The organism is Streptomyces sp. NPDC050433 (assembly GCF_044458565.1).
Taxonomy (GTDB): Bacteria; Actinomycetota; Actinomycetes; order Streptomycetales; family Streptomycetaceae; genus Streptomyces.
The window spans coordinates 132,014-144,734 of the sequence record NZ_JBITIB010000012.1; the positions used below are offsets into that span (position 1 = coordinate 132,014).

General features: G+C 70.6%; 15 protein-coding genes. All 15 read left to right on the plus strand.

Annotation, left to right across the window (positions count from 1 at the left end; all coding sequences use genetic code 11):
• The first annotated feature begins 50 nt into the window (after nucleotides 1–50).
• The 15 genes from ACIBLA_RS16900 to ACIBLA_RS16970 all read left to right on the plus strand — a co-directional run bounded on the left by ACIBLA_RS16900 (nucleotide 51) and on the right by ACIBLA_RS16970 (nucleotide 12,690).
• On the plus strand, nucleotides 51–839 hold the full coding sequence (locus ACIBLA_RS16900) for an enoyl-CoA hydratase/isomerase family protein (protein WP_363239801.1): 789 nt from the start codon (nucleotides 51–53) through the stop codon (nucleotides 837–839).
• A 5-nt stretch (nucleotides 840–844) separates the two neighbouring features.
• Complete coding sequence (locus tag ACIBLA_RS16905; protein WP_363239800.1) at nucleotides 845–1,246, plus strand: OB-fold domain-containing protein; 402 nt, start codon at nucleotides 845–847, stop codon at nucleotides 1,244–1,246.
• Nucleotides 1,243–2,388 carry a thiolase family protein gene (locus ACIBLA_RS16910; RefSeq protein WP_363239799.1) on the plus strand — a complete coding sequence of 382 codons (1,146 nt, stop codon included), beginning with the start codon at nucleotides 1,243–1,245 and terminating at the stop codon, nucleotides 2,386–2,388. The genes ACIBLA_RS16905 and ACIBLA_RS16910 overlap by 4 nt, the downstream gene beginning before the upstream one ends.
• Nucleotides 2,389–2,405: 17 nt before the next feature.
• Nucleotides 2,406–3,608, plus strand: coding sequence for an acyl-CoA dehydrogenase family protein (locus ACIBLA_RS16915; RefSeq protein ID WP_363239798.1), 1,203 nt, complete (start codon nucleotides 2,406–2,408; stop codon nucleotides 3,606–3,608).
• Nucleotides 3,605–4,579 carry a phosphotransferase family protein gene (locus tag ACIBLA_RS16920; protein WP_363239797.1) on the plus strand — a complete coding sequence of 325 codons (975 nt, stop codon included), beginning with the start codon at nucleotides 3,605–3,607 and terminating at the stop codon, nucleotides 4,577–4,579. The genes ACIBLA_RS16915 and ACIBLA_RS16920 overlap by 4 nt, the downstream gene beginning before the upstream one ends.
• A gap of 37 nt (nucleotides 4,580–4,616) precedes the next feature.
• The gene (locus ACIBLA_RS16925) at nucleotides 4,617–5,861 is read left to right on the plus strand and encodes an acyl-CoA dehydrogenase family protein (RefSeq protein WP_363239796.1); all 1,245 of its coding nucleotides are present in this window, start codon (nucleotides 4,617–4,619) and stop codon (nucleotides 5,859–5,861) included.
• The gene (locus ACIBLA_RS16930; protein WP_363239795.1) at nucleotides 5,858–6,643 is read left to right on the plus strand and encodes an SDR family oxidoreductase; all 786 of its coding nucleotides are present in this window, start codon (nucleotides 5,858–5,860) and stop codon (nucleotides 6,641–6,643) included. The genes ACIBLA_RS16925 and ACIBLA_RS16930 overlap by 4 nt, the downstream gene beginning before the upstream one ends.
• Nucleotides 6,640–7,425, plus strand: coding sequence for an SDR family oxidoreductase (locus ACIBLA_RS16935; RefSeq protein ID WP_363239794.1), 786 nt, complete (start codon nucleotides 6,640–6,642; stop codon nucleotides 7,423–7,425). Before ACIBLA_RS16930 ends, ACIBLA_RS16935 begins: the two co-directional genes overlap by 4 nt.
• Nucleotides 7,422–8,225: an enoyl-CoA hydratase-related protein gene (locus ACIBLA_RS16940; protein WP_399199007.1), complete on the plus strand. Its 804-nt coding sequence runs from the start codon at nucleotides 7,422–7,424 to the stop codon at nucleotides 8,223–8,225. Before ACIBLA_RS16935 ends, ACIBLA_RS16940 begins: the two co-directional genes overlap by 4 nt.
• Before the next feature lie 28 nt (nucleotides 8,226–8,253).
• The gene (locus ACIBLA_RS16945; RefSeq protein WP_363239791.1) at nucleotides 8,254–9,402 is read left to right on the plus strand and encodes an acetyl-CoA C-acetyltransferase; all 1,149 of its coding nucleotides are present in this window, start codon (nucleotides 8,254–8,256) and stop codon (nucleotides 9,400–9,402) included.
• Nucleotides 9,403–9,487: 85 nt separating this feature from the next.
• Nucleotides 9,488–10,108 (plus strand): TetR family transcriptional regulator, encoded by a 621-nt coding sequence (locus tag ACIBLA_RS16950; RefSeq protein ID WP_399199008.1) that lies wholly within the window; start codon nucleotides 9,488–9,490, stop codon nucleotides 10,106–10,108.
• A gap of 180 nt (nucleotides 10,109–10,288) precedes the next feature.
• Nucleotides 10,289–11,485 (plus strand): ABC transporter substrate-binding protein, encoded by a 1,197-nt coding sequence (locus ACIBLA_RS16955; protein ID WP_363239788.1) that lies wholly within the window; start codon nucleotides 10,289–10,291, stop codon nucleotides 11,483–11,485.
• A gap of 56 nt (nucleotides 11,486–11,541) precedes the next feature.
• A complete protein-coding gene (locus ACIBLA_RS16960) occupies nucleotides 11,542–11,925 on the plus strand; it encodes a nuclear transport factor 2 family protein (protein ID WP_363239787.1) in 384 nt (127 codons plus the stop codon).
• Nucleotides 11,922–12,299 (plus strand): hypothetical protein, encoded by a 378-nt coding sequence (locus ACIBLA_RS16965; protein WP_363239786.1) that lies wholly within the window; start codon nucleotides 11,922–11,924, stop codon nucleotides 12,297–12,299. Before ACIBLA_RS16960 ends, ACIBLA_RS16965 begins: the two co-directional genes overlap by 4 nt.
• 70 nt (nucleotides 12,300–12,369) lie before the next feature.
• Nucleotides 12,370–12,690, plus strand: coding sequence for an EthD domain-containing protein (locus ACIBLA_RS16970; protein ID WP_363239785.1), 321 nt, complete (start codon nucleotides 12,370–12,372; stop codon nucleotides 12,688–12,690).
• Nucleotides 12,691–12,721: the final 31 nt, after the last annotated feature.

The following is a 12,721-nucleotide window of genomic DNA, read 5'->3' on the forward strand; positions in this document are numbered from 1 at the left end:
TCCGCAGACTCGTAGTGAATTCAGTTCAGTTTGCACCGGAGGGATCAGAGATGGCAGTGGAAGACGAGATCCAGTTCGAGCGCGACGGCCACGTCGCCCGCGTCTGGCTCAACCGCCCGTGGAAGAAGAACTGCGTCACGGTCCCGATCCTGGACCGGCTCGACGAGATCATCACCGAGGTCGACGAGGACCCCGAGCTACGGGTCCTGGTGGTCCGCGGCCGTGGCGGCACCTTCTGCTCGGGCTTCGACCTGGACAGCCTCAAGGCCGAGTTCATCGGCAAGTCGAACGCCATCGACGTCGCGGTCAAGTCCGCGAAGGTGTGCGACCGCCTGTACTCGATGAAGACCCCCTCCGTCGCGGTCCTGGAGGGCCATGTCACCGCGGGTGGCTTCGAGATCATGATCTCCTGCGACTTCGCGATCTCCGCGGACGACGCCAAGATCGGCGACTTCCACATCCGCCGCTCACTGTTCGGCGGAGCAGGCCCGATCTACCGGGTGCCGCGCATGATCGGCATCCGCAAGACCAAGGAGCTGATGCTCACCGGCAAGCTGCTGTCGGGCGTCGAGGCCGCCGAGTTCGGCCTGATCAACAAGTCGGCCCCGGCCGACAAGCTGGACGAGACGGTCGAGGACTTCATCGCGGACCTCACCGACAAGAGCCCGTTCATGATGTGGCTCACCAAGATGACCATCGACCGCAGCCTGGACGCCGACACGCAGTCGCTCATGGTGATGGAGCATCTCGCCGTGGGCGTCGCGCTCAACTCCGAGGACGCCGCCGAGGGAGTCTCGGCGTTCCTGGAGAAGCGCGAACCCAAGTGGCGGGGGCGCTGACCCCGATGACCACGCGTCCGCGGAACCCGGCCGCCGAGGCCACGTGTCCGCACACTCCGGCCGCCGCGCTCCAGGGCTCACGCTGCCCCCGCTGCCCGGTGGCCGTCTACCCCGCGGACGGCACCTGCCCGCGCTGCGGGGGGCCGGCCGACCCGGCGCTCCTGTCCGGCGCGGGCACCCTGTGGACCTGGACGGTGCAGCGGTACGCGCCCAAGTCGCCCCCGTACAGGGAACCGCCCGGCGGCTTCGTGCCGTTCGCCGTCGGCTACGTCGAGCTGGCGCATGACGTACGGGTGGCCGCCGTACTCGACGTGGACGACCTCGACGAGGTCCGGATCGGCATGCCGCTCACGGTGAGCGCCGGCGACGGCGTCCCCCGTGCCCGGCCCGCACAGGAGCCGGCATGAGCGACGACGTCCTGATCTGCGGGGCCGGCCGCACCCCGTTCGGCCGGCCGGCGGCCGACGGCCGCCAGTTGGCGGTCGGCGCGGTCAACGCCGCGCTCGCGGACGCCGGGATCGAATGGCCGCGCGTACGGGCCGCGTTCGGCGGCAGTGACAGCGCCGGGCTCGCCGACACACTGGTGGCCCAACTGGGCCTGACCGGGCTGCCGTTCGTCAACGTCAAGAACGGCTGCGCGACCGGCGGCAGCGCGCTGGTCTCCGCGGTCAACGCGATCCGCTCCGGCATGGCCGATGTCGTCCTCGCCGTCGGCTTCGACAAACATCCGCGCGGCGCCTTCGACCCGCGCCCCGAGGACTGGGGTCTGGGTCAGGAGTACGGCAGCGACGGGCTGATGGTGACCACACAGTTCTTCGGCATGAAGATCCAGCGCTATATGCACGATCACGGAATCACGCCACGGACGCTCGCGCTGGTCGCGGAGAAGGCGTACCGGAACGGTGCCCTGACCCCCGAGGCCTGGCGTCGCGAACCGCTGGCCGCCGCGGAGATCCTGGAATCCGCCATGGTCAGCGATCCGCTGACCCGCTACATGTACTGCTCGCCGGGAGCGGGCGCCGCCGCACTGGTGCTCTGTTCCCGTGAGGTCGCCCGCACCCTGGAAGGACCGTCGGTCACGCTGCGGTCGGCGGCCGTACGCACCCGGCGCTTCGGTTCGTTCGAGGTGTTCAGCCCCTGGATCCCCGGCGGTGAGCTGACCAGCGTCAGCCGCGACGCCTCGGCAGCAGCCTTCGAAGAGGCCGGCGTCGGCCCCGGCGACATCGACGTCTGCCAGCTGCAGGACACCGACAGCGGGGCCGAGGTCATGCACCTGGCCGAGTGCGGGTTCTGCGAGGACGGCGAGCAGGAGCGGCTGCTCGCCTCCGGTGCCACGGAGATCGGCGGCGCGCTCCCCGTCAACACCGACGGCGGCTGCATCGCCAACGGCGAACCGATCGGCGCCTCGGGGCTGCGCCAGGTCCACGAGATCGTCCAGCAGTTGCGCGGACGGGCCGGTGAACGCCAGGTCCCCGGCGCACCCACGGTCGGCTTCACCCATGTGTACGGCGCGCCGGGCGTGAGCGCCTGCACGGTGCTGTCCCGCTGAAGGAAGGTGTACTGGAAGTGAGCGGTATCCCGGAGCCCGACCAGTTCCGCGCCCAGGCCCGGCGCTGGCTCGCCACGGTGGCCCGGCCGCGCGCCGCGGACCTGGAGTGGGGCAGCGGCTCCGACTCGGTCGCCGTCTTCGAGAACTGGACCGAGGAGCAGGAGCGCGAGCACACCGTCCGCACCCAGCAGTGGGAACGCACCCGGTACGACGCGGGATGGGGCGCGCTCAACTGGCCGGCCGCGTACGGGGGCCGCGACCTGCCCGCGTACTACGAGCAGCTCTACCGCTCCGAGGAAGCGGCCTTCGACGTACCGCACCGCACCGAGATCTTCCCCGTGACACGGCAGCTCGTCGCCCCCGCGATCGGCATCTGGGGAACGCCGGAACAGAAGCAGCGGTGGCTGCGACCCCTGCTGCGCACCGACGAGCTGGCCTGCCAGCTGTTCTCCGAGACCGAGGCCGGATCCGACCTCGCAGGCGTGCGCACCAAGGCGGTGCGCGACGGTGAGAACTGGGTGCTGACCGGCCACAAGGTGTGGACCTCCGGGGCGCGCGTCGCGACCTGGGGTGTCGCGGTCTGCCGCACCGACCCCCAGGTGCGCAAACACGCGGGCATCACGGTCTTCCTCGTCCGCATGGACGCGCCCGGTGTGACCGTACGGCCCATCCGGCAGATGACCGGCGGCGCCAGCTTCAGCGAGGTGTTCCTCGACGGAGTCGTCGTCCCCGACACCGACCGGCTCGGCCCGGTCGGCGAGGGCTGGCAGGTCACGCTGAGCGTGCTGGCCGCCGAACGGCTCGACTCCGGCAACCTCGGCCTGGACAACGCCGACCGGGCGATCGACCTGGCCCGGCATCTGCCCCGGCCGCTCACCGGCGGCGAGCGGGAGCGGGTGGCCGACCTCTGTGTACGGGCCCTGGTGCAGCGCCTGATCGGGCTGCGGGTGACCGGCTCCCTCGTCGCCGGACGCGAACCGGGCGCGGAGGCCTCGGTCGGCAAGCTGTACGCCACCGAGACCATGCGCCGCACCAGCGCCCTCGTCTCCGAACTGCTGGGCGCCCGGCTCGTCGCCGACACGGGGGAGTGGGGCACGTACGCCTGGACCGAGCACCTGCTCGGCGCGCCCGGCTACAGCATCGCGGGCGGCACCGACGAGATCCAGCGCAACATCCTCGCCGAGCGGGTGCTCGGCCTGCCGAAGGAGCCGGCCCGATGAGCACGGCCACACCCGTCGCCGAACTGACGCCGCGGGTCCACCGGCAGCTCGCCCGCCTGCACCCCGGCGCACCCATGGGCGAGTTGCGCCCCCTGCCGGGCGGACACTCGGGACTGACCTACTCGGTGACGGCGGGTCACCTGACGTATGTCGTCAAGGCCGTGCCTCCGGGGCAGCGGCCCATCGGGCGCAACGATGTACTGCGCCAGGCCCGCGTGCTCAGGGCGCTCGCCGGGCCGGCGGTGCCGGTGCCGGGCCTCGTGGCGGTCGACGAGACCCAACCCGCCTGGTTCGCCATGGAGTTCGCCGCCGGAGAGGCCGTCGAGCCCGTGCTCGACACACCCGAGGTGCCTCCCGCCACGGCACGGACGCGGATGCTGGGGATCGCCACCGTGCTCCGGCGGCTGCACGACACCGACGTCCGCACCCCCGGCCTCGACGCCCCTGAACCACTCGACCCGGCAGGGGAGTTGGACCGCTGGAGCCGCACCATGCGTGCCGTCCCGGCCGAACTGCGGCCGGGAAGCGATACGTTGCTGGCGCGCCTGGCCGACGACCCGCCCGAGGCGCTGCCGCCGGTGCTGCTGCACGGCGACTTCCGGCTCGGCAACGTGCTGTGCGTCGGTGAGCGCGCGAGCGCCGTCGTCGACTGGGAGATCTGGAGCGTCGGCGACCCGCGTACCGACCTCGGGTGGTTCCTGCTCTTCGCCGACCACCGGAACTTCCCTCAGCTGGGACGGGCCGTACCCGGCCTGCCCACCGAGGCCGAACTGCTCGACGCGTACGCCGACGGCGGGCCGGCCCTGCCCGCCATGGACTGGTTCCGGGCCCTCGGCCGCATGAAGATGGCCGCGATCATGGGCCACAACCTGCGCCGGCACCGCGAGGGCAAGCACCACGACCCGGACCAGGAGCGGCTGCCGCCGACCATCGCCGCGGTGATCCGCACGGCCCGCGACCTCCTCGGCTGACCCGCACCGGCCACCCCACCCCCGTCAAGGAGCACACATGGATTTCGGATACTCGCCTCGCGCGAGCGAACTCCAAGGCCGCATGCGGTCGTTCATGGACCAGCACGTCTACCCCGCCGAGGCCGTCTACGACCGGCAGCTCGCCGAGGCGGACGACCCGCACGCGCTGCCGCCGGTGATGACCGAGCTGAAGGAGAAGGCGCGCGCCGAGGGCCTGTGGAACCTGTTCCTGGCGCACGGCGACTGGGGCGCCGGACTCACCAACCTGGAGTACGCGCCACTCATGGAGCTGGCGGGGCGCTCCATCATCGGTCCCGAGGTGTTCAACTGCTCGGCGCCCGACACCGGCAACATGGAACTGCTCGCCCTGTACGGCACCCCCGAACAGCAACAACGCTGGCTCAGACCCCTGTTGGCGGCAGAGATCCGCTCCTGCTTCGCGATGACCGAACCCGAGGTCGCCAGCTCCGACGCCCGCAACATCCGCACCCGTATCACCCGCGACGGCGACCACTACGTCGTCAACGGCCGCAAGTGGTACACCTCCGGGATCCTCGACCCCGACTGCCGGCTGATCATCCTGATGGGCAAGACCGACCCGGACGCGCCCACCTACCGGCAGCAGAGCATGCTGCTCGTTCCCCGTGACACCCCCGGCGTCACGGTTTTGCGCGACCTGCCGATGTTCGGCTACACCGACCGGTGCGGTCACGGCGAGGTGCTCTTCGAGGACGTCCGGGTACCGGTGGCGAACATTCTCGGCGGGGAGGGCGAGGGGTTCGCTCTCGCGCAGGGGCGGCTCGGACCGGGCCGTATGCACTACGCCATGCGCGCCGTCGGATTCGCCGAGCGGGCCCTGCGGCTGATGTGCGAACGCGTCACCGAGCGCGTCGCCTTCGGCGGCCCCCTCGCCGAGCAGGGCGTGGTCCGTGAGTGGATCGCCCGCAGCCGTATCGACATCGAGCAACTGCGGCTGCTCGTCCTCAAGTCGGCCTGGCTGATGGACACCGTCGGCAACGCGGCCGCCCGTACGGAGGTCGCCGCGATCAAGGTGTCGGCCCTTCAGGTCGCCCATCAGGTCGTCGACCGCGCCGTGCAGGCACACGGAGCGGCGGGCGTCAGCGACGACACCGTACTGGCCCGGCTGTACGCCATCACGCGCGCGCTGCGGATCGCCGACGGCCCCGACGAGGTGCATCTGCGGACCGTGGCCCGCCAGGAACTGGCCAAGTACCGGCCCACCGGGCAGCACAGGACCGACACGAAAGCAGGAGCGGCGTGAGCACCGACGGCGCGAACACCCTCGACGGCAAGGTCGCCGTCATCACCGGCGGATCCCGCGGCATCGGCCTCGGTATCGCCACCGCCTACCGGGCGGCCGGCGCGCATGTCGTGATCGCCGCCCGCAAACCGTCCGGACTCGCCCAGGCACGCGAGGAGTTGCAGCGCGCCAGGGGCGACGGCGACATCCACACGGTGGTCGCCAACGCCGGCGAACCGGACCAGGCCGAGGCCTGTGTCGAGGAGACCATGACCCGCTTCGGCCGTCTCGACATCCTCGTCAACAACGCGGCGACCAACCCGTACCACGGCGACCTCATCGACCTGGACCTGCCACGCGCGGAGAAGACCGTACGCGTCAACCAGTACGGCATGATCGCCTGGACCCGCCACGCCTGGCGCGCCTGGATGGCCGAGCACGGGGGAGCGGTGGTCAACATCGCCTCCGTGGGAGGGCTGATCGTCGATCCGCACATCGGCTACTACAACGCCACCAAGGCCGCCATGCTGCACCTGACCCGGCAGCTCGCCTTCGAACTCGGCCCGCGCGCACGGGTGAACGCCATCGCCCCCGGACTGATCAAGACGGAGCTGGCGCGTGCGGTGTGGGAGGTCCGCGAGCCGATCCTCACCGCCAAGCTGCCGATGCGGCGCCTCGGCACGGTGCAGGACGTGGCGAACGCCGCGCTCTTCCTGGCCTCCGACGCCTCGTCGTGGATGACCGGCCAGACCCTTGTACTCGACGGCGGCGCGACCGCACTGCCCATCGGAGTGGACGAATGAGCGCCCCGCGGCCCGCCGCCGAACTGTTCTCGCTTCAGGGCAGGACGGCCGTCGTCACCGGTGCCTCCGCCGGGCTCGGCGCCCGGTTCGCCACCGTCCTCGCGCAGGCCGGGGCCACCGTGTTCGCCGCCGCCCGCCGTATCGACCGGCTGAAGGAACTCGCCGATCGTGACGCGCGCATCCACCCCTTCGCCTGCGACGTCGCCGCGGAGGCCGATCGCGAGCGGCTGGCGGAATCCGCCCTGGCCACCACAGGCCGTATCGACATCCTGGTCAACAACGCGGCCATCCCCGGTGAGACCCGCGCCGAGGACGAGCCACCGGACGCGTTCGCCGACGTGCTCGGCGTCAACCTCATCGCGCCGTTCCACCTGGCCAGGCTGACTGCCGAGGCACCCGCACCACAGGCGGCCGGGCCCGTGCGCCGGAGCATCATCAACGTCTCCTCGATCCTCGGCCTGGTCTCCGCGTACCCCCTCGGCGGAGCGAGCTACGCGGCGTCCAAGGCCGGACTGATCGGCCTGACCCGCGAGTTGGCCGGCCAGTGGGGCCACAGCGGCACACGCGTCAACGCGCTCGCCCCCGGCTGGTTCCGCACCGAGATGACCGAGGAACTGTTCGGCGACGAGCGCTCCGGCCGCTGGGTCGGGCGCAACACCATGCTGGGGCGCGGCGGTGACCCGCAGGAACTCGACGGTGCGCTGCTGTACCTCGCCTCGGACGCCTCCACGTACTGCACCGGACAGGTCCTGACCGTCGACGGCGGATGGACCGCGCGATGACCGTACGCGCGGTGGGAGTCGAGATCCACGACGACGGCCTCGCCCGGATCACCCTGAGCCGGGGCGAGGCGGGCAACGCCATCGGACTGGAAACGGCACGCGGACTCCTCGACGCGGCACGGACCTGCGAGCGAGCGGCCGTACGGGCCGTCCTGCTCACCGCCGAAGGGAAGTCCTTCTGCGTCGGCGGGGACCTCAGGGAATTCTCCCAACTGTCTGGACAGGCACTGGAGAAGCACCTCGTCGCGGTCACCGACGCGCTCCACGAAGCCCTGCGCCTCTTCGCCGCGATCGACGCGCCCCTGGTGGCCGCCGTCCAGGGCGCGGTCGCGGGCGCCGGGATCGGTCTGGCAGCGGCGGCCGATGTCACGGTCGCCGCCGAGAACGCCTCGTTCACCGCCGCGTACACCGGCATCGGATACTCCCCGGACGCCGGGGTGAGCTGGTTCCTGCCGCGCCTGATCGGCCCGAAGCGGGCGCTCGACCTGCTGCTCACCAACCGTCGTGTACCGGCCGCCGAAGCCGCCGCGCTCGGACTGGTGAGCCGCGTCGTCGCCGCCGAGTACGTCCTGGCCGAATCCGTACGCACGGCGCAGACCCTGAGCCGCGGACCGACCGCCGCCTTCGGCGCGACCCGCCGGCTCGTCGCCGCCGGGCTGACCTCGGACCTCGGCCCCCAACTGGACCGTGAGGCACGGACCCTGGCCGCCGCTGCCGCCTCGGACGAGGGCCGTGAAGGGGTTGCCGCCTTCCTCGGCAAGCGCGCGCCGGACTTCACACGCACCACGTCCACCCACTGACCTCGTACCCGTACCAAGGGAGCCCACCATGCCGGAAGCCTTCGTCGTCGGAGCCGTACGCACTCCTGTCGGCCGCCGCAAGGGCGCACTCAGCGGCGTCCACCCCGCCGACCTCGGCGCCCATGTACTGCGCGCGCTGCTGGAGCGCACCCGCGTCGCCCCGGACGCGGTGGAGGACGTGTACTTCGGCTGCGTCAGCCAGATCGGGGCGCAGAGCGGAAACATCGCGCGCACCGCGTGGCTGTCGGCGGGACTGCCCCAGCACGTTCCCGGCACCACCATCGACCGTCAGTGCGGTTCCTCGCAGCAGGCCGTGCACTTCGCCGCCCAGGCGGTCGGCTCCGGCGCCGCCGACCTCGTCGTGGCGGGCGGCGTGGAAGTGATGAGCCTGGTGCCCATCGCCAGCCCGATGTTCCTCGGCGAGCAGGCCGGTGCGGGCAGCCCGTACGCGGGCGACGGCTGGCGCGAGCACTTCGGCGACCAGGAGGTGTCGCAGTTCCGCGGGGCCGAACTGATCGCTGAGAAGTGGGGGATCTCCCGCGAGGACATGGAGCGGTACGCGCTCCACAGCCACCAGCGGGCACTCGCGGCCCAGGCGGCCGGGGACTTCGACGACGAGATCGTCCCGGCTTTCGGGCTCACCGCCGACGAGGGCCCGCGCGCCGACACCACGCTGGAGAAGATGGCGGGCCTGAAGCCCCTCACCGAGGACGGCCGGCTGACAGCCGCCGTTTCCAGCCAGATATCCGACGGTGCCGCCGCGCTGCTGATCGCCTCCGAGGCGGCGGTACGCCACCACGGCCTGACGCCGCTGGCGCGGGTGCACAGCATGGCCGTGGTCGGATCCGACCCGATCCACATGCTGACCGGGCCGATCCCCGCGACCGAGAAGGTTCTGGACAGGGCCGGCCTCGCTCTCGACCGGATCGACCTGGTCGAGATCAACGAGGCCTTCGCCTCCGTCGTCCTTGCCTGGCAGAAGGAGCTCGGCGCTCCCCGTGAGCGGGTCAACGCCTCGGGCGGGGCGATCGCGCTCGGACATCCGCTCGGCGCGACCGGCGCCCGGCTCATGACCACACTCGTTCACCAGCTGCGCAGGACCGGTGGCCGCTATGGTCTCCAGACGATGTGCGAGGGAGGCGGCATGGCCAACGCCGCCGTTCTGGAGCGCATGTAGGAATCGAGCCGCCGATTGGCAACTGAGTTCAATTTGGGTTTACTCTCGGGTACGACCACGGTGGGTGACGGCCAGGAGAGCATTGATGGCAAGGTTCGTTGAACAGGACGCGGGGCCCCGGTCGAAGCGTGCGGCCATTCTCACGTCCGCTGTGGACTGCTTCGGCGAGGCCGGATTCGAGGCCACCAAGTGGTCGACCGTGGCGGAGCGCGTCGGTATCGGACAGACCGCCCTGTATCACTACTTCGAGTCGAAGACGCACTGCCTGCTCACCATCATGCGGCTCGAACTGGAGCGTTCGCACGAACGGTTCGCCGAGGCGACGGCGGACGTCGAGGACCCCGTAGAGGCGCTGCGGGCCGCGGTGCGCGCGGCCTACGTGGTCTCCCCTCATGAGGTTCTGCAGATGCGGATCCTGCAGAGCCACATGGACCTGCTCTCGGGTTCCCGCCGCTCGAAGCGCGAGGAGGCCGAGCGGGTGGCGGCCCGCCAGCTGGTCCAGGTCGTCGAGAGGGACTGGACGAACCTGCTGGTGAAGGGCATGTCCCAGGGTGCGTTCCCGCTGCGGGACGCGCAGTTGCTCGGCGCGGGCGTGCTCGGCCTGATCGTCAGCGTCTGGCGCTGGTACCGACCGTCGGGACCGACACCGCTCGCCGAGATCAGCGAGCTGATCGAGGGCGCCTGCGTACGGATGGTGGCTTCCTAGCAGCGCTCGGTCAAGCACCTCGCGGCCCCCGACGGACATCCGTCGGGGGCCGCGTCGTCGTGCGCCCGTGCATCCCGTCCGGATCGAGGCGATCGCGCGGGTGACCAACCATTGCCAGGCGTGTTTCTCCCGGATTAAAATCCCTGAACTGAATTGAACTCAGGTTGATCAGGAGAGGTCATGCGACGACGCACGACACGCTCGCTCATCGCCGCGCTGACCGCGACGTTCGCCCTGCTGGCGAGCGCCTGCGACACCGGAGGCCCCGCGGCGGCGGCAGGGAACGACAAGGTCATCAGAATCGGTGCGTGGTACCCGCTCACGGGGCCCCTGGCCTCCTTCGGAATCCCCGAGCGAGCCGGCGCCGAGGCGTACTTCAAGTCGGTCAACGCACGCGGTGGGATCAACGGACGCAAGATCGACTGGATCGTCAAGGACAACGCCAACGATCCGCAGCAGACCGTTCAGATCGCCCGCAGGCTCGTGGACCAGGAGGGGGTCGTGGCGATCGTCGCGGCCAACGGTACGTCCCAGTCCCAGGCCACCTTCCCCTTCGTGCTGGAGCAGTCGAAGGTGCCGGTCCTCAACACGCTGGGCGGCGACGCCTCCTGGTACGAACCGGCGCGTGAGGGCCTGTTCGGTCTCCAGACCCTCTACGAGGACCAGGCGGTCGCGCTCGGGGACTGGGTGACACGGGACGGGGCGAAGAAGGTGCTCGTCGTGCACAGCGACCCGAAAGCGTTCGTGAACGTGGCCAAGGTGGTCGGCCCCGCGGCTCGCAAGACCGATCCGGCGGCCCAGGTGGAACGCCTCATGGTGAAGTACCAGACCACCGACTACAGCCCGGTGATCCGCAAGGTCAAGGCCGCCGGGCCCGACGCCGTCGTCCTGATCCTGACCGCCGCGGAGACCGCGTCCTACCTCAAGGAGGCGAGACTCCAAGGAGCCACCGCCCCCACGTACGGCTACGCGCCTGTGGCGGCCCAGGCCACGCTGACGCTGGGGGGCACGGCGACCGAAGGGCTCAAGGCGCTGCAACTGGTCAAGTCGCCGAACGACGACGACCCGGCCATCAAGGAGTTCCGCACGGCGATGGAGAAGTACGAGCGGCGGCAGCCGGCCGACTTCATCACCCTGTGGGGCTGGGAGGCGGCGAAGGCCTTCGTCGAGGTCGCCAAGACCATCGACGGGCCCGTCACCAGCGAGTCCCTGACCCAGGCGTACCAGAACGCACGCCATGTCGACACCGGCGTCGGGCCGGTCCTCAACTACGGCCCCGATCGCCACCTCGGCACGCGCGACCTGCAGAAGGTCATCGTCAAGAACGGCCGCTGGGAGTCGCAGGGCGACTTCTTCACCCCGCCCGGCCGGGACTGACAGCCACCCCGGCGGCAGGAGTTGTCCGCGACGGCCCCCAGCGAAAGGACCACCCCATGACCAGCGTCTTGCCCGCCTACATGGCCCGTATGGACAGCGGCGACCCCCAGCGGGCCCTCGAACTCCTCGTACCGGAATTCCGCTTCCTCATCGTCCTGCCGAGCGGCGAGGTGACGGGACGGTCCAAGGCCGACTTCGCCGCCTACGTCGCCGGCCGCAACGCCGTCGACAGGGAGCACAAGATCCTCCGCCACAGCTGCGACGGTGATCTGGAGACCGTGTACGGGGTCGTGACCGAGTCCGGGAAGTCGGTGGGGTCCTTCCTGTCGGCCGCTGTTGTCACGCCCGAGGGACGGATGGCCCGCTACCAGTCGTACTTCACCACGACGTACGACCTCATCGACCTGCCGGAGCAGCAGCAGAGAAGGAAGTCCACATGACCGACACATCCACGGCACCGGCGCCCTTCCTCACCGCATGGTTCGAGATCCTCGACAGCGACGAGCCGGACAGGATCCTCGACCTGATCAGCGACGACTTCTCGCTCTCCATCCTGTTCTCCACCGGTGACGGTGAAGCGACCGACTTCGCCGGCGACCGGTCCGCGCTGGTCGGCTATCTCGAACAGCGTGAACGGGGCACCCGCACCCACCATCTGCTGTCCGCGACCACGCTCGGCCGGGACGAGCTGTTCCTCGGCGAGGTACGCCGCGGTGGCGTACCCGAGGCGAGCTTCGTCGCGGCCGGCCGGGTGGAGGGGAAGCGGCTGAAGCGTCTGCTGATCGGCAGGTCGTCTCAGATCCGATTCGATTGAAAACCGCCCCTCGCCCCCTCGCACCTCTTCTCGTTTGTCCGTCTTGACCGACCACCTACGGAGAACAGCCATGTACAACCTCGTCCTGCTGGCGGCCGGGCCCCCCGAGTGGACGCACACGCAGTTCATCGACTGGTGGCGCGGCGACCACGCGGAGCTGACCCGTCGCCTGCCCGGACTGCGGGCGTGGCGGCACACCGCGATCGACCAGGCTCTGGAGCAGCGCTCCGAGGGCTGGGACGGGATCTCCGTGCTCAGCTTCGACTCGCCGGAGGCACTGAAGGCGGCCCTCGCGAGCCCGGAGTGGGCGGAAGCGGTCGCGCAGGTGGGAGACATGAAGGGCCGTCGTATCGCGGTGATGGGCCAGGAGGCGGAGATGTTCACCGGCTGAGGGCCGGCCGAATTGGCCCGGAAGTGCGCCA

Excerpts from the sequence above, each read along its gene's own strand:
- ACIBLA_RS16900 (WP_363239801.1), top strand. The coding sequence starts at position 51 with ATGGCAGTGGAAGACGAGATCCAGTTCGAGCGCGACGGCCACGTCGCC.
- ACIBLA_RS16905 (WP_363239800.1), top strand. The coding sequence starts at position 845 with ATGACCACGCGTCCGCGGAACCCGGCCGCCGAGGCCACGTGTCCGCAC.
- ACIBLA_RS16910 (WP_363239799.1), top strand. The coding sequence starts at position 1,243 with ATGAGCGACGACGTCCTGATCTGCGGGGCCGGCCGCACCCCGTTCGGC.
- ACIBLA_RS16920 (WP_363239797.1), top strand. The coding sequence starts at position 3,605 with ATGAGCACGGCCACACCCGTCGCCGAACTGACGCCGCGGGTCCACCGG.
- ACIBLA_RS16925 (WP_363239796.1), top strand. The coding sequence starts at position 4,617 with ATGGATTTCGGATACTCGCCTCGCGCGAGCGAACTCCAAGGCCGCATG.
- ACIBLA_RS16935 (WP_363239794.1), top strand. The coding sequence starts at position 6,640 with ATGAGCGCCCCGCGGCCCGCCGCCGAACTGTTCTCGCTTCAGGGCAGG.
- ACIBLA_RS16940 (WP_399199007.1), top strand. The coding sequence starts at position 7,422 with ATGACCGTACGCGCGGTGGGAGTCGAGATCCACGACGACGGCCTCGCC.
- ACIBLA_RS16945 (WP_363239791.1), top strand. The coding sequence starts at position 8,254 with ATGCCGGAAGCCTTCGTCGTCGGAGCCGTACGCACTCCTGTCGGCCGC.
- ACIBLA_RS16950 (WP_399199008.1), top strand. The coding sequence starts at position 9,488 with ATGGCAAGGTTCGTTGAACAGGACGCGGGGCCCCGGTCGAAGCGTGCG.
- ACIBLA_RS16955 (WP_363239788.1), top strand. The coding sequence starts at position 10,289 with ATGCGACGACGCACGACACGCTCGCTCATCGCCGCGCTGACCGCGACG.
- ACIBLA_RS16960 (WP_363239787.1), top strand. The coding sequence starts at position 11,542 with ATGACCAGCGTCTTGCCCGCCTACATGGCCCGTATGGACAGCGGCGAC.
- ACIBLA_RS16965 (WP_363239786.1), top strand. The coding sequence starts at position 11,922 with ATGACCGACACATCCACGGCACCGGCGCCCTTCCTCACCGCATGGTTC.
- ACIBLA_RS16970 (WP_363239785.1), top strand. The coding sequence starts at position 12,370 with ATGTACAACCTCGTCCTGCTGGCGGCCGGGCCCCCCGAGTGGACGCAC.